General features: G+C 52.3%; 19 protein-coding genes and 2 tRNA genes. 11 read left to right on the top strand and 10 right to left on the bottom strand.

Translation table 11 applies throughout. The features are described 5' to 3' along the window. Positions 1-31: 31 nt before the first annotated feature. The 7 genes from L0665_RS05075 to serA form a co-directional block, all read right to left on the bottom strand. Positions 32-1,153, bottom strand: a complete 1,122-nt coding sequence (locus L0665_RS05075) for a hypothetical protein (RefSeq protein WP_274925721.1) — start codon at positions 1,151-1,153, stop codon at positions 32-34. Between the two features lie 38 nt (positions 1,154-1,191). After that, complete coding sequence (locus tag L0665_RS05070) at positions 1,192-2,220, bottom strand: DUF2117 domain-containing protein (protein ID WP_274924615.1); 1,029 nt, start codon at positions 2,218-2,220, stop codon at positions 1,192-1,194. Between the two features lie 64 nt (positions 2,221-2,284). Continuing rightward, the gene (locus tag L0665_RS05065; protein WP_274924614.1) at positions 2,285-2,479 is read right to left on the bottom strand and encodes a hypothetical protein; all 195 of its coding nucleotides are present in this window, start codon (positions 2,477-2,479) and stop codon (positions 2,285-2,287) included. 55 nt (positions 2,480-2,534) lie between these two features. After that, positions 2,535-3,218, bottom strand: a complete 684-nt coding sequence (locus tag L0665_RS05060) for a hypothetical protein (RefSeq protein WP_274924613.1) — start codon at positions 3,216-3,218, stop codon at positions 2,535-2,537. Positions 3,219-3,239: 21 nt separating this feature from the next. Then, a complete protein-coding gene (locus L0665_RS05055; protein ID WP_274924612.1) occupies positions 3,240-4,397 on the bottom strand; it encodes a glycosyltransferase family protein in 1,158 nt (385 codons plus the stop codon). A 196-nt stretch (positions 4,398-4,593) separates the two neighbouring features. Next, a tRNA-Val gene (locus L0665_RS05050) sits at positions 4,594-4,667 on the bottom strand. A gap of 101 nt (positions 4,668-4,768) precedes the next feature. Next, on the bottom strand, positions 4,769-6,358 hold the full coding sequence (gene serA, locus L0665_RS05045) for a phosphoglycerate dehydrogenase (protein WP_274924611.1): 1,590 nt from the start codon (positions 6,356-6,358) through the stop codon (positions 4,769-4,771). Positions 6,359-6,600: 242 nt separating this feature from the next. On the opposite strand from serA, the gene ppsA reads away from it, so the two are divergent. The 8 genes from ppsA to L0665_RS05005 all read left to right on the top strand — a co-directional run bounded on the left by ppsA (position 6,601) and on the right by L0665_RS05005 (position 16,090). Continuing rightward, positions 6,601-8,868: a phosphoenolpyruvate synthase gene (gene ppsA / locus L0665_RS05040; RefSeq protein ID WP_274924610.1), complete on the top strand. Its 2,268-nt coding sequence runs from the start codon at positions 6,601-6,603 to the stop codon at positions 8,866-8,868. Continuing rightward, positions 8,869-9,966: a tyrosine decarboxylase MfnA gene (mfnA, locus tag L0665_RS05035; RefSeq protein WP_274924609.1), complete on the top strand. Its 1,098-nt coding sequence runs from the start codon at positions 8,869-8,871 to the stop codon at positions 9,964-9,966. After that, complete coding sequence (gene hpt / locus L0665_RS05030; RefSeq protein ID WP_274924608.1) at positions 9,959-10,510, top strand: hypoxanthine/guanine phosphoribosyltransferase; 552 nt, start codon at positions 9,959-9,961, stop codon at positions 10,508-10,510. The genes mfnA and hpt overlap by 8 nt, the downstream gene beginning before the upstream one ends. Beyond that, on the top strand, positions 10,488-11,435 hold the full coding sequence (dph2, locus tag L0665_RS05025) for a diphthamide biosynthesis enzyme Dph2 (RefSeq protein ID WP_274924607.1): 948 nt from the start codon (positions 10,488-10,490) through the stop codon (positions 11,433-11,435). Before hpt ends, dph2 begins: the two co-directional genes overlap by 23 nt. 2 nt (positions 11,436-11,437) lie before the next feature. After that, on the top strand, positions 11,438-12,058 hold the full coding sequence (locus tag L0665_RS05020; protein ID WP_274924606.1) for an METTL5 family protein: 621 nt from the start codon (positions 11,438-11,440) through the stop codon (positions 12,056-12,058). After that, positions 12,055-13,290: an MFS transporter gene (locus L0665_RS05015; RefSeq protein ID WP_274924605.1), complete on the top strand. Its 1,236-nt coding sequence runs from the start codon at positions 12,055-12,057 to the stop codon at positions 13,288-13,290. Before L0665_RS05020 ends, L0665_RS05015 begins: the two co-directional genes overlap by 4 nt. 28 nt (positions 13,291-13,318) lie before the next feature. Next, positions 13,319-14,962: an ABC1 kinase family protein gene (locus L0665_RS05010; protein WP_274924604.1), complete on the top strand. Its 1,644-nt coding sequence runs from the start codon at positions 13,319-13,321 to the stop codon at positions 14,960-14,962. 126 nt (positions 14,963-15,088) lie between these two features. Beyond that, complete coding sequence (locus L0665_RS05005; protein WP_274924603.1) at positions 15,089-16,090, top strand: PAS domain-containing protein; 1,002 nt, start codon at positions 15,089-15,091, stop codon at positions 16,088-16,090. Positions 16,091-16,389: 299 nt separating this feature from the next. On the opposite strand, the gene L0665_RS05000 is transcribed toward L0665_RS05005, so the two are convergent. The 3 genes from L0665_RS05000 to L0665_RS04990 are packed head-to-tail and all read right to left on the bottom strand — an operon-like array spanning position 16,390 to position 19,236. Continuing rightward, a complete protein-coding gene (locus L0665_RS05000) occupies positions 16,390-17,505 on the bottom strand; it encodes an isocitrate/isopropylmalate dehydrogenase family protein (RefSeq protein WP_274924602.1) in 1,116 nt (371 codons plus the stop codon). Beyond that, the gene (locus L0665_RS04995) at positions 17,493-17,981 is read right to left on the bottom strand and encodes a LeuD/DmdB family oxidoreductase small subunit (protein ID WP_274924601.1); all 489 of its coding nucleotides are present in this window, start codon (positions 17,979-17,981) and stop codon (positions 17,493-17,495) included. The genes L0665_RS05000 and L0665_RS04995 overlap by 13 nt, the downstream gene beginning before the upstream one ends. Before the next feature lies 1 nt (position 17,982). Then, positions 17,983-19,236, bottom strand: a complete 1,254-nt coding sequence (locus L0665_RS04990; RefSeq protein ID WP_274924600.1) for a 3-isopropylmalate dehydratase large subunit — start codon at positions 19,234-19,236, stop codon at positions 17,983-17,985. Between the two features lie 272 nt (positions 19,237-19,508). Here L0665_RS04990 and L0665_RS04985 point away from each other — a divergent pair, with 272 nt between their 5' ends. From L0665_RS04985 to L0665_RS04975, 3 genes are all read left to right on the top strand, one after another. Next, the gene (locus L0665_RS04985; protein WP_274924599.1) at positions 19,509-19,934 is read left to right on the top strand and encodes a hypothetical protein; all 426 of its coding nucleotides are present in this window, start codon (positions 19,509-19,511) and stop codon (positions 19,932-19,934) included. Between the two features lie 97 nt (positions 19,935-20,031). Continuing rightward, positions 20,032-20,104, top strand: a tRNA-Gln gene (locus L0665_RS04980). A 251-nt stretch (positions 20,105-20,355) separates the two neighbouring features. After that, positions 20,356-21,195, top strand: a complete 840-nt coding sequence (locus tag L0665_RS04975) for an ion transporter (RefSeq protein WP_274924598.1) — start codon at positions 20,356-20,358, stop codon at positions 21,193-21,195. Positions 21,196-21,354: the final 159 nt, after the last annotated feature.

Here is a 21,354-nt window from a genome sequence, read left to right as displayed (position 1 = left end):
AGGTTTGAGATATATAATGATCGTGATTTATTCAGAAGAAATCGAAGAGGTTTTTCTGTGTGGCAATATCCCGGAGAAGAGTGCTGTGGTGTGTCCAGGTATCTGTGCCAAGGATGGCGGTGGCATACCCTTGCGCCCCTGCGAGGTCTTCAAAGGATACGGGGGGCTGGTTCATTGCCTGGCGAGCGGCCTCCCGGATGACCCAGGTACCGAGAGGGGCCCAGTATGAATCAGCGATGCTCCTGATAACAATGGCCCGGGCTGACCTCTCCGTGGTGCGCAGATAATCAAGGACGGCGAGGCGTGCGGAGTAGTAAGCACCTGCGATTGGTGAATATCCTGATTTTCCTTTGCGACTCTCCCCATCTCTCATGATGGCACCCGTTGCTCCCCCCCACATGCTGCCTGCCTGCCAGTGCTCGATCATCTCATACCGGAAGTCGCCGGGGGTGAGGATACAGACGATGGTATTCCCGTGCAGGGTGGCAGTAAATACGAGAAATTCGTCAAGTGCCGTGTTACGGGACACGGCAGCCTTGCCTGCCTTCCCCAGCATGTCATCGACTGCGGTGATGCTCCACCGGGTCGGAACCACCTTCCGTTGTCGCCCGAGAAGACCGGCACTCAGAAGCTGGGATACCTGGTGCACACCAACCCCGTCCCGGTAGAGGTCCCACACCGCATCGGCTGCCTTCAGGTCGGTGTCGCCTACCGCCTTTTCGACCGGCCGTGGGGTTTTTGCATTATCCAGCACGTCTATTTTTCTCATGTTTCCTGAGAGGCCGACCGGGGCAATCGTCCCGTCAAACCGGAGGTCAAACGCCACCGGCCGGGTGAATGTGACCTCTACATCAAGGGGTACAGCAGAGAGTGCAATTTCCTGCATGGCATCCGGGCCACGGGAGGCAGCAGCAGTATTTCCCCGTATGGTCCGTGAGCGAACGCTGACAATATCATCAATGGAGTATGCCTTCTCCACCCAGACTTCCGGGTTGTCATTCTCACCGATGAGAAGGGGCCCCCCGGCCATCTTCGGGTAGCCATATGTCCCGACGAAGACTGATGGTGCCCCCCCCATATAGGAGTCTGTTGTTTTCACCCGGACGGAGGCATGAAACCGTTCCATTACGGGGCACCGGGGCAGGCCACACATTCCTTTGCCCTTGCACTGTGAACAGAGCTGGCCGGGTTTCACCGGGCGTCCCTCACGATGCGGATGTCCCGGCGGTTGTGGAGTGTAGTGGACACCCAGTGGTCCCAGTGGCATTGTGCTGTGGGAACGGTCTCTGCAATCTCAAGCCCTTTTTCGTCATCCCTGCCTTCTGTTACTTCCACAATAACAGACCCGGAGCAGCAGGAGTGGTCCACAACGGTATCCGCGTCGCCATCGGTCACGCCAAAGATGGGGATGCCGAGGTGGGCACAGATATGGCCGCAGACGGCTGTTGTGTCGTCACCTATCGAGACCACACCGCAGGTGGTGGCGTCCATCTGAGAATATATGTCGCAGGCGGCGTGGTCGATGACCGTGATACGCCCGGAGGGATTGCGCCGCTCTGCCACCTGAGCACTCTGTGAACGCACAGGGCCTGACTTGCACCATGCATTTCGAAGATTTACTGGTCCGTTTCTGAGGAGTTTCTCGATGCCATGGGGTTTGAGGGTGATGCCGGATACCGCCCGTAGCCCTCCGTTCTCCGGTGCAAGCACTGCAGTGTTTCCGGTAGCAGAGCCAACCACGATGCCATTGACAAAGACCGGTTCTCCCGGGATGCACCCCCGGATTTCCCGCATGCAGTTGTCCTGTGCCCGGACGTCTGCGGTCCGGTACGCCACCGCAAACCCGAGGCGATGTGCAGCTTCCTCTGTGTGGCAGGTGTCTGCCCCGTTCCATCCATAGACGGTTCTGCTGCTGCACTCGATGTGATACACCGGCCGGTCGCACCGGGATGCCACAATTCGTCCGAATTCTTCCCCTGAGGCAGGTGTTTTGCCCCGGTTTAAGAGCCATGCATCCGTTCCGGGGGGCAGGTGCCGGATCACATGAGATGGTGGCCGGGAATTGAACCGGCAGGGAAATCCGGATTCTTCTGCTGCTGTCCGGGCCATCACACCTGCCACGATAAACTCCTCCGGGAGAAGTGCAGCACTGACCGTAACAATGTCGCCTGTATCAAAGACCTCCGGCCCGTGGGCGATGATGGTGCATCCTTCAGGCATTGTATGGTCTCTCCTCATATCAGGGGTATCTGTCTTTTTTGATGGTGTAGCAGTCATGGAGGGATTAGAGAAATGGTTCCCGTGTCTTCATCCCGATATCAAATCGTGAATGGCAGTCCGGGCAGATGAATATGATATCATAGCCGATGCCATCGGTTGATTTTTTCAGCGCGGTATGGAAGGCATCGGTGTATCCGCAAATAGGGCAGATGCAGAATTCATCTTCTGCTTCAACCCTGATAATCTTCTCGCGGTCCATACTCCAGCATTGGTTGACGCAGGAAAAAATGGTTATGGTGATACCCGGAATCTGTTCAGATGACGGAATATTTTCCAATGGCAACGGTGAGGGTTCCGTCTGCCTCCTGCCACCCGTCACCCTTGTTGTTTCCTGTGAGGGTGAGGGTGTCAGTAAGGTGGTTTCCGGAGAGGACCGGATATCTCCATGTGTTGGCGCCGTCCAGATGCACGGAAATCTCCATTCCTTCTTCTCCGGGCATGTCATAGATAGCGTAGACGGGTGCGGTATAGTGCGTTATGCCATTTTTATGTGTTATGTCCTCTTTTGGGCGTAAAAGGCAGGTTTCACCGGCAGGGTCTGCAGTGTCGATGAGGCATGGGGCAGAGAACACGGTTCCAAAAGTGACCGGCCCGTCTACAAAGGAGAGGGCTGGTGCAGTGACTTTCAGGAATACAGCCTCTCCTGTGCCCACCTCCTCCACACTCCAGTCACTATGGATGCCTTCTGCGTTGCCGCTCACGATGGCATCTCCCACGGGTGAATCTCCTGCTGCAGACGGCAGGGGAATCATGAGGGTCACATTCTCTGCGGTTCCTGTTCCGGTGAGCGTTACGTCATACCGGTACGTACTCGTGATCTGAATCCCTGCTGTGTTAAATCCGTCCGGATAGTTCATCCCGGCAACGAGGATCAGGGCATTGATTCCGATACAAAATACGAGTGTGATTCCAATGAGTATCTTCCATCCGTCATCCATGGTGTTTTCCGTCTGGATATTTCACCGCGGATGATGTAAGGTTTCCTGAATCTCTTTCCAGAGGAGCATTCTTCCGTTTTCTGCCGTGTAGCGTGTGGAAAGGTCAGGGACAGAGAGTTGCCGTGCCTCTTCAATGGCCGCTTCCAGTCGTTCTGTGTCTGCTTCATCCCCGCGGATCATCACTCCTGCTCCCATTTCAGTGATGGCTCGGGCATTATTGCCCTGTTCGGGATGGTGCGGGTCAATTACCATCACCACTGGTTTTCCAAAGAAGAGTGCTTCGTGGAGAGTGGTGAGGCCGCCGTGGAGGATGGCGACTTCGGCACAGCAGAGGTGGGCGAGAAGGTCTGGTACATAGCCGTGAGTGTGGAAGTTGTCTGTTGTCTCCGGAAGTCCCGGTACCTGGGCAAAAACCTCGAATGCGAGGTCACTGCGCCGTCCGGCAATCTCTGCCAGATGACGGTAAAGTGGTATTTTGAATGGTTCCCCGCCGAATGACACAAAGATGGTCTTCTTTGCACATGGATAGTGTTCACGGGATATATCGATTAATGGGCCGATGAACCGGTACTGGTTTTCACGGCCGGGGGGAATTTCGATATTGAACCGGCTTACTGTTGCCGGGGGAGCGAAGTCGGGGATGATGACTTTATCCGGCAGAGTGAGATACCAGGAGACAAGGCGGCCAAGGGCTGCCCAGCCGTTCTCCCCTCCGCCCGCAAGAGTGGAGAAGCTGTTCTGGTTGGTGATAAAAAGCACCGGCACCTCCTCACGCCGGGCAGCCTCGACAGGTGCATACATGGTGTCTGCGATGACGATGTCAGGCTTTATGTCTGCAATCAGGGCCCGTGCCTGCCGGTATGAACGGGCAAGGTCACGAGGCACGGCCTTTGAATTCCAGAGGGTTTTTCTGATGCAGAAAAGGCCCATGTTTCCTGCAAGGGTGACTTCGCGGGGAATGGTGCGGAGGCGTGGCCACTCTGATTTGGTGAGGAAGGCGTGGGACTGTCCGTAGGCGGCAAGGTGGCAGACGGCACCCTGTGCCTCACAGTATTGTGCCGCCTTCAGGCAGCGTGAGGTATGCCCCAGTCCTTCTCCGCAGACAAAGAAGAGGATGATGGGGTGGCCTGAATTCTCGGTCCGTGTTTGCGAATGATGGGGGTGGGATGTATTTGCCATACGCAACGCTTCGCTCCTGTATGAACATTGGATAATAAAACACTAAAAGAAGAATGGTATGAGTCTGGTGAGATTCGAACGCAAACCTTCCCAAATATCTGCCACGAATGTCCCACGACATATTGAATCATTAATCATGTGAGAGCTAAAACTGAGTTTGAAAGAATGAAATATTAAAAAAGTATCAAAAATGCAATGGGCCCGCTGAGATTCGAACTCAGGACCTCCGCCATGTCAAGGCGACGTCATAACCAGCTAGACCACGAGCCCCTGTGCCTACATACCTTAGTTTGTGGATATAAAAATTATTTGTTTTGTTTCCGGCATCGGCTGGTTTCCGGAAGCCAGATGCCGGAATTCTGCATCAAATTTCAGATGTGTGCGTAGCGTGCGGTGGAGACGCCGTCAATTTTGACAATCTTGTCCATTGCTTCCTGTGGGACTGCCGCATCCACGTTCAGGACCATGATAGCTTCCTGTCCGGGTTGGTTACGGCCGACCTGCATACCTGCAATATTGACATCATATGTTCCGATGATGGTTGCAAACTGTCCGATGACACCTGGTACATCACGGTGGCGTGAGATGACCACGTCGCCGCCCGGCGTCATGTCGGTCATGTAATCGCCAATGGCAACGATGCGAATTTTGTCTGCCGAGGAGACATTGCCGGATACAGATTCCTGCATTGAATCCGTCTTCATCGTGATGGTCATGATGTTGGTGAATCCTTTTGACTCGGTGGTGATACTCTCACTCACGCGGATGCCGCGTTCTGTTGCTGCAAATTCGGCGTTCACGATGTTGACCGGTTCCTGCAGAATCGGGTCAAGCATGCCCTTGAGTGCGAGGCGGGTGATGTACTTGGTATTCCGGCCGAAGTCTGCTGCCTTACCACCATATTCTATCTCAACGGATTCAATTCTGCCGTCGATGAGCTGAATTAAGAGTTTGCCCATCTTCTGCGCCAGACGTGCATACGGCTCGATTCTGTCCTGCTGGTCAAGAGGCACCATCGGCGCGTTCACCACAAAGCGTGCACTGCCGCCCTCAAGGACATCAATACACTGCTTTGCAACCGAGACTGCGACATTTTGCTGTGCTTCGACGGTGGAGGCGCCAAGGTGTGGCGTGGTGATCACCTGCGGGAGTGCAACAATGCGCTGGCCCTCAGGTGGTTCATTCTCGTAGACATCAAGTGCTGCTCCTGCAATCTTTCCTTCTTCGATGGCATCGGCGAGTGCCTCTTCATCAATGATGCCGCCGCGTGCACAGTTTATGATACGAACACCGGTCTTCATCTGCGCGATCGAGTCTTTATTGATGAGATGACGCGTCTCTTTGACGAGCGGCGTGTGAACCGTGATGAAGTCTGCCTGGGGAAATAGTTCGTCCAGAGTACAGACCTCAACGCCGAGTTCCGTGGCGCGTTCCCGGTTGATGTACGGGTCGTATGCGACACAGCGCATCTCGAGAGCATTTGCCCGCTTGGCGAGTTCCTGTCCAATTCTTCCGAATCCGACAATGCCGAGCACCTTGTTATTGAGTTCGACACCCATGAACTGTGAGCGTTTCCACTCGCCCGCTTTGACCGATGCGGTCGCCTGCGGTATATTGCGCGACAGTGACATCATCATGGCAAGTGTGTGTTCACACGCGGCAAGGGTGTTCCCCGAGGGTGCGTTTGCAACGATGATGCCCTTCTCTGTTGCAGCATCAAGATCAATATTGTCGACACCCGCACCGGCCCGCCCGATGAACTTCAGCTTCTCTGCTGCTGCAAGCACGTTGGCGGTGACCTGCGTCCCGCTGCGCACAAGCAGTCCTTCATACTCTCCGATTATCTCTATAAGTTCTTCTTCGGAGAGACCTGTCTTCACATCGACGTTGCAATATTCACGAAGTATATCAACGCCTTCGTCTGCCAGTTTGTCACTGACCAGTACTCTAAAATCCGTCACTATTGTTCCCCATTAATTGTTGTTCCCTGCTGATATTCATGGTTTGCCCGCATCTTTCTGATGAACGGGGTGGTGAGGTATATGATCTGCGTTACCATGGGAAAACACGCAGTACATGTGCACACTTCCAGACAATGTAAAGGACACTAGTCGTTAACTTGAATATCTTTCCGGGGGGACACATATTAATCATCGTGGTGATATCCACAGTGGTAGCAAAAAGATCCAGGTGACCTATGAGCATGACAAAAGTCCCCAATATTCTGTGGCTAGCTGAAATTCGGAAAGAGGATATCCCTTCCGTTGGTGGAAAAGGAGCATCACTCGGAGAAATGATATCCGTTGGTCTGCCGGTTCCGAATGCATTTGTAGTGACCGCGCAGGCATTCCGGCGGTATATCGAAGATGCAAAGATTGATACTGAGATATTCTCGCGCCTCTCCGGCCTTGACGTTGAAAATTCGGATCTCCTGGAGAAAACGGCGAAAGATGTCAAAAACATTGTCATGAAGACACCGGTACCGGATGGGATCAGAGAGGACATCATCCGCTCATACATAAAGATGGGAGATGATGTCGTGGTTGCTGTCCGTTCCAGTGCAACGGCGGAAGACCTTCCTGATGCCAGTTTTGCCGGCCAACAGGACACGTACCTGAACATTATGGGTGTAGATGCTCTCATTGAGGCTGTCCAGATGTGCTGGGCGTCCCTCTATGGGGCTCGTGCCATTTACTATCGTGCCAAACAGGGATTTGACGATTCTATCGTTGATATCGCCGTGGTTGTGCAGATATTAATCCGTTCTGAGAAGGCTGGCGTGCTCTTCTCATCCCATCCGGTAACCGGTGAACCGACCACTATCATTGAAGGATCGTGGGGTCTGGGTGAAGCGGTTGTTTCCGGAACTGTCTCACCTGACAACTATATCTTTGACCAGCGGTCCCTGCGGGTTGTGGACCGGTATATTGCGACAAAAAAGATTGAAATTCTCCCTGACGGGGCACACGGCACAAAGGAAGTGTCTGTCTCTCCTGAGCGGCAGACTGCGCCGGTGCTCTCAGATGCTGAGATTGCAGCCCTTGCAAAATATGGGAGAGTTTCTGAACTTCACTATGGTGTCCCGCAGGATGTCGAGTGGAGCATTGTCGGCGATACCATCTATATTCTTCAGTCACGGCCTATTACCACGATTGCCGGAAATGCCGGTGTAGCAAAGGAAATCGAAAGCAACAGCGGAAAGATGATCCTTGAAGGTCAGGGTGCATCACCGGGGGTTGCCACCGGGCGTGTTGTCATTGTCAATACGGTAAAAGACCTTGGCAGAATCAATGACGGTGACATCATGGTCGCAAAGATGACCAATCCCGACATGGTGCCCGGTATGCGCAAAGTGAGTGCCATCATTACTGATGAAGGTGGCATGACCTGCCACGCAGCTATTGTGTCCCGTGAGCTTGGGACTCCCGCTGTCGTTGGTACAAGGGAAGCCACCCATGTCCTCAAAGAAGGGGACATCGTGACTGTGGACGGTGAGAAAGGTCTTGTCTTTGAAGGCGCTGTCGTTTCCGCACAGGATGTTCAATCCGCTGTTGCCGCACCTGCATTCGCGGTGGCACCCATCATTACCGCGACCTCCATCAAAGTGAATGTCTCTCTTTCAGAAGCTGCCGCGCGGGCGGCTGCAACCGGGGCTGATGGTGTGGGTCTGCTGAGAATTGAACACATGATTCTTGGCCTTGGCAAGACGCCGGGATGGTATATCCGGAATAACAAGGAAGAGGAATTCATCACCGAACTCTACGATGGCATCAAAGTAGTCCTGGACGCATTCCCTGGTAAACCGGTCTGGGTCCGGACCCTGGACGCCCCGACAGATGAGTTCCGGAACATGCCGGGCGGAGAGGATGAACCTGAAGAGCACAACCCGATGCTCGGATGGCGTGGTATCCGCCGCGATCTGCAGCAGACTGAGCAGTTCCGCATGCAGGTCGAGGTATTCAAACGCCTCTGGAGTATGGGGTATAGTAATATGGGGCTGATGTTCCCGCTCGTTGGCCACCCGGATGAGTTTATCCGTGCAAAGCAGATGCTTGCGGACTGGGGTGTGGATGTGGAGAATACCACCCTTGGTATCATGATTGAGATCCCGTCCAGTGCACTTATGATTGACGAATTTATTGAGGCAGGTATCAACTTTGCATCATTCGGCACCAATGACCTGATTCAGTATACGCTCGCCATCGACCGCAACAATCAGAATGTGGCGGACATGTACTTCCCGAAACACCCGGCTGTTCTGAAACTCATTAAGTACGCAATCGAAAGGTGCCGTGAAGGCGGCGTCGAGTGCTCCATATGTGGGCAGGCAGGGTCTGACCCCGAGATGGTTGAATGGCTCATTAAAACCGGCATCACGAGCGTCTCAGCAAATATTGACGCAGTGCCGAAGATCCGCGTTACGGCTGCCCGGACCGAGCAGCGGATGATCCTTGATATGGCGAGACGATAGATGCGTAGCCAGGGTATAGCAGAAGATGAACTCTTCTCTTTTCTTTTATCGGTTAAGGAAAATGACCGACGATACCGACATGTGCTCAGTTCAATGTGCACGCTGCCCCATCCGGTTGCAGTGCGGGCAATGAACCTGTTTATTGAGTCAAATCTTGGTGACCCTGGTCTCTTTGAAGGAACGGCCTCTCTTGAGGCGCTCCTTGTTGAGCGGCTGGGGGCCCTGATGCACCTCCCTGAGGCGTGTGGATACGCAACCTCGGGTGGTACGGAATCAAACCTACAGGCACTCCGGATGGCACGCAGGGAAGCAGGAGTGCGTTCTCCCAATGTTGTAGTGCCGGAATCTGCGCACTTCTCATTTGAGAAAGCGTGTGAAATTCTCTCCCTTGAGATGCGGGTTGCACCATCCGATGACATGTATCGGATGGATGCAGAGGCAGCAGCTGACCTCACGGACAAAAATACCATTTCCCTCGTAGGCGTGGCCGGCACCACAGAATATGGTGTTGTTGACCCGATTGCAGCACTGGCGGAGATCGCTTCAGACCATGGCACGGCGTTTCATGTCGATGCGGCATTCGGTGGATTGGTTCTGCCGTTTTTGCCAGAGTCTCCCCTCTTTGACTTTCAACTGGAGGGTGTGACGAGCATTTCGATTGATCCCCATAAGATGGGGATGTCCACGATTCCGGTTGGCTGTCTTCTGACACGGGATCCATCTATGCTTTGCTCCCTGAACGTAGATACTCCGTATCTGACGGTAAAACAGGAGTTTACACTTGCAGGTACGCGTTCCGGTGGGGCAGTGGCGGGCGCTCTTGCAGTCATTGAACACCTGGGGCGTGATGGTTTTACCGCCGTTGTGGCAGAGTGTATGGCAAATCACCGTCGCCTGATAAGTGGCATGGCAGCCCTGGGATATCCGGTCATCGCAGAACCTAAGGTAAATGTCGCAGCGTTTGACTGCCCACTTTCTCCCGAAGGGTGGCAGGTATCACACACCCGTCACGGGCATATGAGAATTGTCTGTATGCCACACATCACCACCACAATAATCGAAGAATTTCTGAAGGATATTGGCGATATGCATGTTTAAAAAACTGGTTTCTTCCCTTGAATCTTGTCCTATGGTACAGCGCGGTGACTATCACTACTTCATTCATCCAGTAAGTGACGGGGTGCCAATTGTTGAACCGGCCCTCCTGCGGGAAGTTGCAGTTGAGATGGTGCGGGTTCTGGACTTCACCGGGGTAAAAAAGATCGTGGTGGCAGAGGCGATGGGCATTCACATCGGTGTTGCTCTCTCACTTATTACCGATATCCCGCTCTGTATCGTCAGAAAACGGAATTATGATCTGCCGGGAGAGGTTGCTCTGCACCAGTCCACCGGCTATTCCAAAGGCGAACTGTATCTCAATGGTATTGAGGCTGGTGACCGGGTCATCATCGTTGATGATGTGCTCTCCACCGGTGGCACGATGAAGGCACTCCTTGAAGGCCTTGCGATCGCCGGTGCTGAGGTTCAGGATGTACTTGTGGTCATTAAACGTGGCGAATGTGATATCGGCCGGCCATATAAGGCGCTTGTGGAAATTGAGGTCGATGAGTCCGGGGTGCATGTCAAAGATACTTTCTTCTGAAACGTGGGAACGGCTCCGTTCGTCAGGTGCCCGGACGGTGGCCCTCCAGTTTCCGGAAGGGCTGAAACGGCGGGTCCCTGAGACAGCCGCCGCCCTGAAAGAGGCGGGGTATGCAGTCATTATCAGCGGAGATCCGTGTTATGGTGCCTGTGACCTTGCAACGGATGCACTGTCACTGGCGGATATTCTCATCCATTTTGGGCATGCCCCGGTGGATGACCGTCCCGGTGTCATCTATGAGTTTGTGCAGTTTGACTTCGACCCGGAGGTGGCAGAAAAAGCCACCTCCCTTTTAAACAAGGATCAGCCGGTGGGACTGATCACTACTGTCCAGCATGCACACCTGACAGACAAGGTTGCCGCAGTCCTTGAGGCCCGCGGGTTTACCATCGTTGTGGGTGACGGCAATGCACGTACTCCCTGTCGTGGTCAGGTGTTGGGGTGCTCTTATGCTTCAGCCCGCTCAGCAGGCACCAGCCAGTTTCTCTATGTGGGAACCGGTGTCTTCCATGCGATTGGTGTCGGGCTTGCAACCGGGGCACGGGTAGTGGCCCTTGATCCCTATACCGGTTTCGTCCAGGAAGCCGATGCTTCCCGTCTCATACGCCGCCGGTTTGTTCAGATTGAGAAGGCACGAAAGGCTGAAACGGTGGGGATTATTCTCAGCACTAAGACGGGTCAGCGAAGAGAGGACCTTGCCCGTCATCTGGTGTCTCTCTCGCCTGTTGCAGACATCATCTGTATGCAGGAAGTTTCGCCTGATTCACTTCTGAATCTCGGGTATGACTGTTATGTCAACACTGCCTGCCCACGTCTTGCGTATGACGATCAGGTACGTTTTCCGGTGCCGGTCCTTTCGCCGCCGGAGTATGAGATTGTGCGGGGCGTCCGAGACTGGGATGACTACATTATAGACGAGATATAATCATGCGTATTCGTCAGATTGAGATGCTCCTGGAGAAATGCGCCGGATTTCCTGATCCGGATGCGAGAAGCGAACAGTATGCCACACCTGCTGTGGTGGCCGCCCGCTTCCTGCATGAAGCTGACTGTCAGGGTGATATCAGGGGTATGCGGGTGGTTGATCTTGGCTGCGGAACCGGTATTCTTGCCTGTGGTGCAGCCCTCCTTGGAGCAGGAGAGGTCATTGGGATTGACTGGGATGAGGGAGCCCTTGCAGTAGCCCGGGAAAATGCGGCAAAACTTGGTGTTGAAGTCACGTTTCTTGGAGCAGACATTTCCCACTCCCGTGAGGCCATTCCTCCTGCCGATACGGTCATCATGAATCCCCCTTTCGGTGCCCAGCGGGCCCATGCGGACCGGCCTTTTATTGACGCCGGTCTGGCCTCCGCAGATGTGGTTTGGGGTATCTTCAACAGTGGATCCCGCTCATTTCTGGAGTCATACATTCGTGGCAGAGCGGATGTTGAGACCGTAATTTCTGCCACATTTCCCATCCGCCGGACGTTTGCCCATCACACCCGGGACATTATGGCAATTCCGGTTGATTTTATACGCCTGGTACGCAATGGTGAAGAAGAATTATGACGAATCTCCGGCCCATCCTTGGCCTCTCTGCGGCCCATGCTGTGACAGACATATATTCGCCTGTCCTCTCTGCCATCCTGCCGCTTCTGATACTTGAATATGGATATTCCTACTTTCTCGCAGGACTTATTGTCACCGTATGGAATCTGACGTCGTCATTTACCCAACCACTCTTTGGCTGGATGAGTGATCGCCGCGGATTTGGGGTGCCGGTGAAGTACACCATCCTCATTTGTGCGTTCTTTATCTCCTGTATTGGACTTATCTCGAATTACTGGCTGACGCTCCTTTTTGCCGCCTGTGCAGCAATCGGACATGCACTCTTTCACCCGAGCGCTCTCTCACTGGTGTCCCGTCTTGCCTCCGGGCCGAAACGGGGGCGCCTGACCTCGTTTTTTGTGGTGGGAGGCAACATCGGTTTTGCCATCGGGCCCCTTGTAGCAGGAGTGCTGGTTACGTTATGGGGGCTTTCCGGTCTGATTGTAATGATTATCCCGGGCATCTGCATGGCAGTTATTCTGCATATTATCATTCCGAAGGGAAGCTATGCCCAGCCAGCACAATCTGCCTCAAAACCATCCGTGTCTTCCTCGGTTCCTGAGTCTGTCCCTGTTCCTTCTTCATCAACCTCTGCTGCCCCGGTGGAGAGTGGTTTCCAAAAATATCGTGGCATATCAATTTTAATTACCGGTTCAGCCTTTCGAGCATGGGGTATATTTGGATCTGTTGCTTTTTTGCCGACATATCTCAGCATGGTGCGCGGGTTTGACCTTGCAATGGCAAATATCATCGTATCCGTGTTGCTTGTCGCAGGTGTGGTGGGACAGATTATCATTGGCACACTCTCTGATACCTATGGAAGAAAAGAACTGGTGCTGCTTTTCACCCTGCTTGCGATTCCGTTTTTTATTGCCACGTTTACCTTGTCGGGCCCACTCTCTCTCATCTGTCTTGTTCTGTTTGGGTTCTGTCTCTGGTCCACGTTCTCCACCACGGTTACCATGTCGCATGAAATGATGCCGGGCAGTCCGGGTCTTGTCTCCGGCCTGATGCTGGGTCTTGCGGTGGGGGCAGGTGGCATGGGTGTTGCTGTGAGTGGATATCTTGCTGATATGGTGGGACTTACAACCGCGATGCTTCTCATTACCATCCCTATAGCTGTCTCCCTCATCTTCTTCGTGTGTGTTCCGTATCCATGGAAGCATACCTGGAAAAACAGGGAAACTGTTTAATGGTATATAACCCCCTATTTTCCGTCAGATGGTCACCAAGCTGAGGAGGTACAGCCAGATCGCTGATGTACTCATCAAGTACGGTTATGGCATGGCTCTTAAACAGGTGTTTCCGGAAAGTTCCTTGCGTCGGTTCTTCCGAAAGAAAGCACCGGTAAGCAATTTGTCTGACTACGAGCGTATTCGTCTTGCACTGGAAGAGCTTGGACCGACCTTCATCAAATTTGGTCAGATTGTCAGTACCCGTCGAGAGATGTTCCCGTCAGGGTTGATTGCCGAACTTCTGAAACTGACCGATGATGTCCCTTCCCTGCCGTTTGAAGAGGTGCGGTCTACAATTGTGGAATTCTGTGGCCCCATCGATGAAGCATTTGAGTACCTGGAAGAAACGCCCATTGCAGCAGCCTCGCTCTCGCAGGTCCACCGTGGGATGCTCAAAGACGGCACCCTTGTGGCGGTAAAGGTCCAGCGTCCGGACATTGAAGCACTCATAGAAGTCGATCTCCTGATCCTACAGTCCTTTGCGGAACGGATTGAAGTGCGCTACCCGGAGATGATAATCTACAACCCAACCGGTATAGTGCGGGAGTTTGCAATTCAGATCCGTCGGGAACTTGATTTTTCCAATGACGGAAGGAATGCGGACCGCCTGCGTCCGATTGTCTCTGAGGTCCCCCACGTTCGTGTCCCGGATATTTACTGGAAGTATTCCGGAAAAAAGGTCCTTGTCATGGAATATATCATCGGTGTCCGGGTTGATGATTTCGGGTCAATTCGCCTCATCGGTGCGAATCTCCACGATGTGGCAAACCGTGGCATGAAATGTTACATCAAACAGATCCTGAAGTATGGATTTTTTCACGCTGACCCACACGGAGGTAACCTGCTCGTTGATATGGACGGAGACCTGGTGTTTCTTGACTTTGGATCGGTGGCAATGATACGGCCGGAACGAAAAGAGGCCATTGTCACTCTGCTTCTGGGTATTCTTGAGGATGATGTGGATGAGATTGTGGATTCATTCCTCCAGCTGGGAGTTAAAATTGAAGATAAATCCATGGATGCCTTCAAGGATGATCTCTATGCTATTCTCACCGAATATTCCGGGCAGAGCATTGAAGATTTTGATCTGTCCGGTCTGATGAACCAGATCCCTGTTCTCCTCAACCGCCATCACATACAGGTGCCGATGAACCTGATGCAGGTCATCAAAGTGATTGCCATGGTGCTGGATACCGGGAAGCATCTCGATCCTGAGTTCCATTTTTCCACTGAAGTAGGGCCATACATCAAAGAGATGGAGATTGAACGCATATTTTCCCGTGATACCATCCGTTATGTGGCAAAAGAGGCAATGGACATCGTGGATGATGTGCTGTCGGTGCCAAAATCACTCAACCGGGCACTTACCAAGGCAACAGACGGGAGCATCAATATTGATGTGGCAGCAAACGATGTTATGTGCCTGTCCCGATCGATTGACCGTGCCTCAAATAAGATGCTGGTAGGAATTGTCGTTGGAGCGATTCTCATCGGTTCATCGATGATGTTTTTACTCTCCCCGGAAGGGACATCCGTTCCATACAATCTCGCTCTCTTCGGTTATCTATCCGCATTTGTCATTGGTGTGTATTCCGTCTACCGTGTCTGGAAGATCCCAGGGTATGAGTGAATCTTAAGATATATCAGGATAAATGGGACATCTGAAACATTCCGTAACTGAAGAGGTGGGGGTGCACAGCAATCCCGGGGGGGAATGATGCTGATTCAAAAATCAAAACTTCAGGAGAGCGCGGATATGCCGGATGACTGGCTCCCGCCGAACACAATAACAAAAGGTCTTTGGGAACGGACTCAGGATGTTATCGCAGAGCCGGCTTTGTTTTTTAAAGCTGATGGGACGGTGTTCTGGGCAAATCCTGCATCTCTCTCATTTTTTGGGGTGGATGTAAATGATTTGCTTGGCCGGCACTGCTACGAGATGGTTCGCAGGTTTGGGTTGAATTTCTCTGACTGTCCGTATAAACGGGTCTTGGAGAGCAAAAGTCAGGAATCAGGGATGATGGAATATGCCGGGAAGTGGCATATCAATCGTGTGGATCCGGTACTGGGAGCAGATGGTGAACTGCAGGGTGCCATTTCCCGCATCCTGGATGCCGGTGATAGTGTCCGTCTCCGGGAGACGACAGAACAATTAAATCATCTGATGGAAGCCACCGATAATGCAGTTGTGATGACAGGTTCTGACCACAGCATTGTCAGCTGGAATAAAGGGGCGGAACGGATCTTTGGCTACCCGGCAGAAGAGGTGCAGGGGACCTTTATTCATGATCTCATGCCCATCGCATCCCGGAATGAATTTGCAGCGTATGTGAATCGTGTGACAAATGAGGATGCAATGATGCAGTTTACTATCCCATTCCTCAAAAAGAACGGGGATGGTATGCCTGTTTCAGTATCTCTGTCCCCGCTCCATGACCCGGGTGGTGCAGTATCAGGGATGATTACACTCTCACGCGATGTCACTCAGGAGCATGGCATTGATATGCGGCTTGTCCAGTATCTGGCAGATACAACGGTGAAGATAAAGGGCCCCCTCTCCCATATGCGAATAAATCTGGAGGAGACGATCACTGCCATGCAGGAGGGAATTCTCACCATAGAGGAACTGATGATGGTTCTGAATCTCCAGATGAAAACCACCAGTCTCATCGAAGAGAATTTATCAAATCTGAATCATGCTGCGATTGATAATATCGAAGAGGTTCCGGAGAAATTCCGGAAGTATTTGTCACTGTAGCAGGTATGGTAGTCCGGCACAATCATTTTTCCCTTCATCCCTTCTTTCAGGTGTATGAAAGGGGCGTTCGATGAAGATTGGCATTGTCTATTATTCTCTCTACGGTCACGTCCACCGGATGTTCTCCTTACGGTGCTTCAACGATCACGGTTCCTGGCAATGTAAGAAAGATATCATAAAATGAACGTGCAGCGGCACGGGTGCAGGGCCGGTATCTAACAACCATTGCCTGACACCTGCATCTGGGTTGTGAAGAAGTGAAGGGTGTCTTTGCACCCTGAGCACTGTATTTTTCTGTTTTATTCGTTCCGTACAGCGTCTGCAATCCAGGCGCCTGCTTCACGGGTACCAAGTGAGCCGCCGAGGTCAACGGTGGTCTGCTTTGCAGCGATGCTCTTTTCAATGGCGGTAAGGACTCCTGCAGCCGCTTCCGGTTCGCCAAGGTCATCAAGGAGGAGCGACCCTGCCCAGATGGTTGCAATGGGGTTTGCCTGGTTCATACCTTTGTATTTGGGAGCGGACCCATGTATGGGTTCAAAGAGTGAGGTGCCCTCCGGGTTGATGTTGCCGCCGGGGGCAAGACCAAGGCCACCCTGTATCATCGCACCAAGGTCAGTTATGATATCGCCAAACATGTTGGGTGCGACGACCACGTCAAACCATTCGGGGTTTTTTACAAACCACATGGTGATGGCGTCAACAAAGGTGAACTCGGTTGCCACATCCGGGTAGCAGGCAGCAGTCTCGGTGAATACATCACGCCAGAGGCCGTAGACATCTGTCAGCACATTCGCCTTGTCAACACTGGAAACCTTCTTTTCGCGGTTCATTGCCACATCGAAGGCATATTTCATGACCCGTGATGACCCTTCGCGTGATATGACGCCAATCTGGTAGGCAATCTCCTCGCTGTCAGACTCGACATCCAGACCGAATTTGATGGAGTAGATGTCACGGATGACCTCAAGGTCACGGTGTTCTTTTCCTTTGAATCGTGAGCCAATGCCGACGTAGAAGTCCTCGGTATTCTCACGGACGACGAGGAAGTCGATGTCCTCCGGGCCTTTCCCGGCGAGAGGTGTCTGGGTGCCTGCGAGCATACGCACCGGCCGGAGATTGATGTACTGGTCGAAATGGAACCTGAGGCCGAGAAGAATGCCTTTTTCAAGAATGCCGGGTTTGACGCGGTCATCGCCGATGGATCCAAAGTAGATGGATTTGAAGGCACTGAGTTCTTTCAGGTCATCTTCGGTAAGGAGGTCACCGGTTGCGAGATAACGGTCTGCTCCTATATCGAAGTCTGTCCAGTCAATGTCAAATCCGTATTTTTCTCCTGCAGCATCAAGGACTCCTTTTCCGGCGTCCACAATCTCAGGTCCGATTCCGTCTCCGCCGATGGCGGCTACTTTGTACATATTTCTATCTCCGTGAGGTTCTTTGCGTATTCAACTAACCCGCCTGCATCGATGATTTTGCGCATGAATGCAGGTACTGGTTCTACTGTGAGGGTTCTTTCCCCTGCTGTCAGGTATCCCTCATCGAGGTGAAGGATTATTTCTTCCTCCTCTGTGATGGAATCTGCCTCCGGGCAGATGACCGGGAGGATGCCGGTCGCAATACAGTTGCGGTAGAAGATTCGTGCAAAGGATACGGCGACAACTACTCGCACCCCGGCGCCCCGAATGGCAATGGGAGCGTGTTCACGTGATGACCCGCACCCAAAGTTTCTCCCTGCAGCGATGATGTCTCCAACTGCTGCCTCTTTTGCAAATGCGTCCCGTGTGCCTTCGAAGGCATGGGCCGCCAGTTCTTTTAGGTCATAGATGGTGAGGTACCGGCCCGGGATGATGGCATCGGTGTCGATGTCATTGCCGAATTTCCAGGTTTTCATATTATGCCACCTCCCGTGGGTCGGTTATTTTCCCTGTGATAGCACTTGCAGCGGCGGTTGCTGGTGAACAGAGGTAGACTTCTGCCTCTGTACTTCCCTGCCTGCCGCGGAAGTTGCGGTTTGAGGTGGAAAGTGAGACTTCACCCGGTGCGAGAATGCCAAAGGCCCCACCCATGCACGGGCCACAGCAGGGTGCCTCGACTATTCCGCCTGCTTCCACAAAGGTCTCAATAAGACCTGCCCGGAGTGCCTTTAGGTATTCGGTCTTTGAGGCGGGTACAATGATGACGCGGATGTCCGGGGAAAATTTTCGCCCGTTTAATACTTCTGCAGCCTCTGCAAGGTCTTCATACCGGCCGTTTGTGCATGAACCGATGAATACCTGATCAACAGGTGTCCCTTCAAACTGTGTCACATCTCCGACATTGTCCACATTGTGGGGGGCGGCTATCTGTGGGACAAGGTCTGCTGCGTCATACTCACGTTCGAGCACATACGATGCGTCCTCATCCGGAGCAAGATCGAGCCATCCGCCATCCATCCGCCCGCTACAATAGGCACGGGTCACCTCGTCGGGTGCGACAATGCCTGCCTTGCCTCCCATTTCAATTGCCATATTACAGCAGGTCATCCGGCCGGGGATGGACATTTCACTGATGGTGTCACCGGTGAATTCCACTGCCTTGTAGGTGGCACCGTCCACGGTGAGGTCGCCTATCATTGCAAGAATGAGGTCTTTCGGACCGACACGGTGCTGGAATTTGCCGGTTGTGGTGAGTTTCAGACTCTCAGGGACACGGAAGTGGAGGGCACCGTACTTCATTGCAAAACCCATGTCCGTTGAGCCTATCCCGGTTGAAAAGGCGCCTATAGCTCCGTAGGTGCAGGTGTGTGAGTCGCTACCGACGACGATGTCGCCCGGACGGGCACGCCCCTTCTCAACTGCCACCTGATGGCAGACACCTTCTTGTATATCATAATTAAGAATTCCCTGTTCTGCAGCAAAATCCCGCATAAATTTTTGGTTTTCTGCCGCAGGAATAGAGTCGGCCGGGACCTGGTGGTCAAAGAGCATAATTATTTTTGCCGGGTCGAATACTGTCGTTCCGCCCATCTCACGGAAATTTTTGATTGCAAGCGGGCCTGTGATGTCATGGATCATGGCCGCATCTATGGGGGCCATCATAACGTCACCTGCTGAGATATCTTTCCCGCATCTGCGGGAAAATATCTTCTCTGTGATTGTTGCTGCCATTTGCTATCCGTTACAGTATATGGTATTTATAGTAATCAATCATCTGTGCCGAATCTGGTGTCTTTAAATATCTGGTGCACTCTTTCGGGTGGTATGGTGCACCTCTGTATGATTGGGGTGGTCAGCCTGTCCTGATGCAACCAGAAAGGATCGTATGATTGAAGGGAGAGTGAATACAATATCTGGATTGAATCAGATGATGCATGGTGTAATGGGGATCTGATGTAGCAGAAAAAAAGACCATGAACTGTTCATGATGGGGGTCTTTGAATATGGAGCAGGACAGAACGTATCAAAAGTCGGTTTTGGGGCATACTGCTTGTTTTGGTGTGCTGATATGTGTGGTGGTATGTGGTGTGATGGGTGCTGGGTGTACCTCGCTTCCCTTCGATACTGCAATACCATCTTTTGAAGAGAAAATAGTGATCACAACCGGCTCCGGGAACGTTGCGTCGAATCATGCAATCTATCCGGTCACGGTTGAAAACACCGGTGATCTGACAGTGAATGATGTCTTTCTGCAGGCCGATCTTCTGGATGTGACCGGTGGAAGTGAAATGGTTCTTGCGTCACAGGAGATTGATGCAGGTTCATATGATCCGAAAGAGGTCCGGACGGTGAATGTGGAGTTTAAACTCATTAAGCTCACGGGGAAGAATGTTGAGATCAGGGTGACGCGGATGGGTGAAAAAGGGTAACTGATTTACCATTCCCCATTCAATCGCGGGAAACACTAAAATTCTTACAGATGAAATAGATTCAGGCACAGGCAGTAACGCCGTTGTTCCTGAGTGCACCCCCGTGGTGTAGCGGTCAATCATACCAGCCTTTGGAGCTGGTTACGGCGGTTCGAATCCGCCCGGGGGTATTCAATCATAATGTGTCCTTTATCCATCCTCTTTCCTCCTCTGTGGATGTTACATTCCTGCGAATGACCTTCTTCTCACGCAGCATCGGGACCCCTGCCCTGCGTAGTCATTTCCGTTAGTCAGAGTTCCCCGGTGCATGAGATGAGAGAGTGGTTCCTCCTTTCATTACGTGCCTGGTCAGGGGATGTTTCTCCACAGAAAAAACAGCACTAATATGGTATGAACCGTTTTTACCCTCGTGTGAATTTATATGATATATATCAGGCGCAGAAAGGAACTGGACTTTGGATATGAAATATTCATCGCCGCCGTTTCGATTCTTTCGGTTCTCAATATGGTTCTCTCCTATATTCCGGGAGTCGACCTGGATGCAATCAATGTTGTCTTCATCATCAACGCCGTGCTTACCCTGCTCTTCATCTATGACTTCTGTTTCAGATTAGCCACAGCCCCGTCCCGGCCATCCTATTTCTTCCGCAATTATGGCTGGGCTGACCTGCTGGCTGTCATACCGATGTTCCGCATATTCAGGCTGTTCCGGATATACAAGGCATACCGGGTCGTCCACAAGTATGGGATCGGTTATATCGTAACCTACCTTTCCCGGAACCGGGCACAATCGGCGTTATATATTCTGGTTTTAATGGTTATCCTTATCATCGAATCAGGGGCATTCCTGGTCCTGCAGGCGGAACATGCGTCACCATCCGCGAATATCATCACTGCCGGTGATGCGATATGGTGGGCATATGTTTCCATCACCACGGTTGGCTACGGGGATAGGTTTCCCGTGACGGCAGCTGGTCGGATGGTGGGAATCCTTGTGCTGACGACAGGGGTAGCAGTATTTGCTACGTTTGCCGGCCTCATATCAAGTAAACTGTTAGCCCCCCCGGAAAAAGAGGATGAATCTCAGGTAAAACCCCTGGAACAACCTCCGGTGGAAGGAGATCAGGCTGCCAGGTATCTCATGGAACTGAAACAATTGATCAGCGAGCGGGAGAAGATTGAAACAGAGATCACCAGTCGTGTCGAGAAGCTGGAACAGCTGCTTGAAAAGGGTCAATATCAGGCTGATGAGGGGGATTAAAGGATATTATCCGGAATTACTTTTTTAGAATGTACCCGATGATATAGGATGAATTGAGAGGATAAAGGATTTTATGATTTATCACTTTCATATGGGGCCGCCTATCTTCTGGCTGGCAGATTATTTCGATATAATCACTTTGTGATCTGTTTGGCTCTT

It is taken from the genome of Methanogenium marinum (assembly GCF_028912405.1).
Taxonomy (GTDB): domain Archaea; phylum Halobacteriota; class Methanomicrobia; order Methanomicrobiales; family Methanomicrobiaceae; genus Methanogenium; species Methanogenium marinum.
This window is presented reverse-complemented; position numbering and strand designations above follow the sequence as displayed.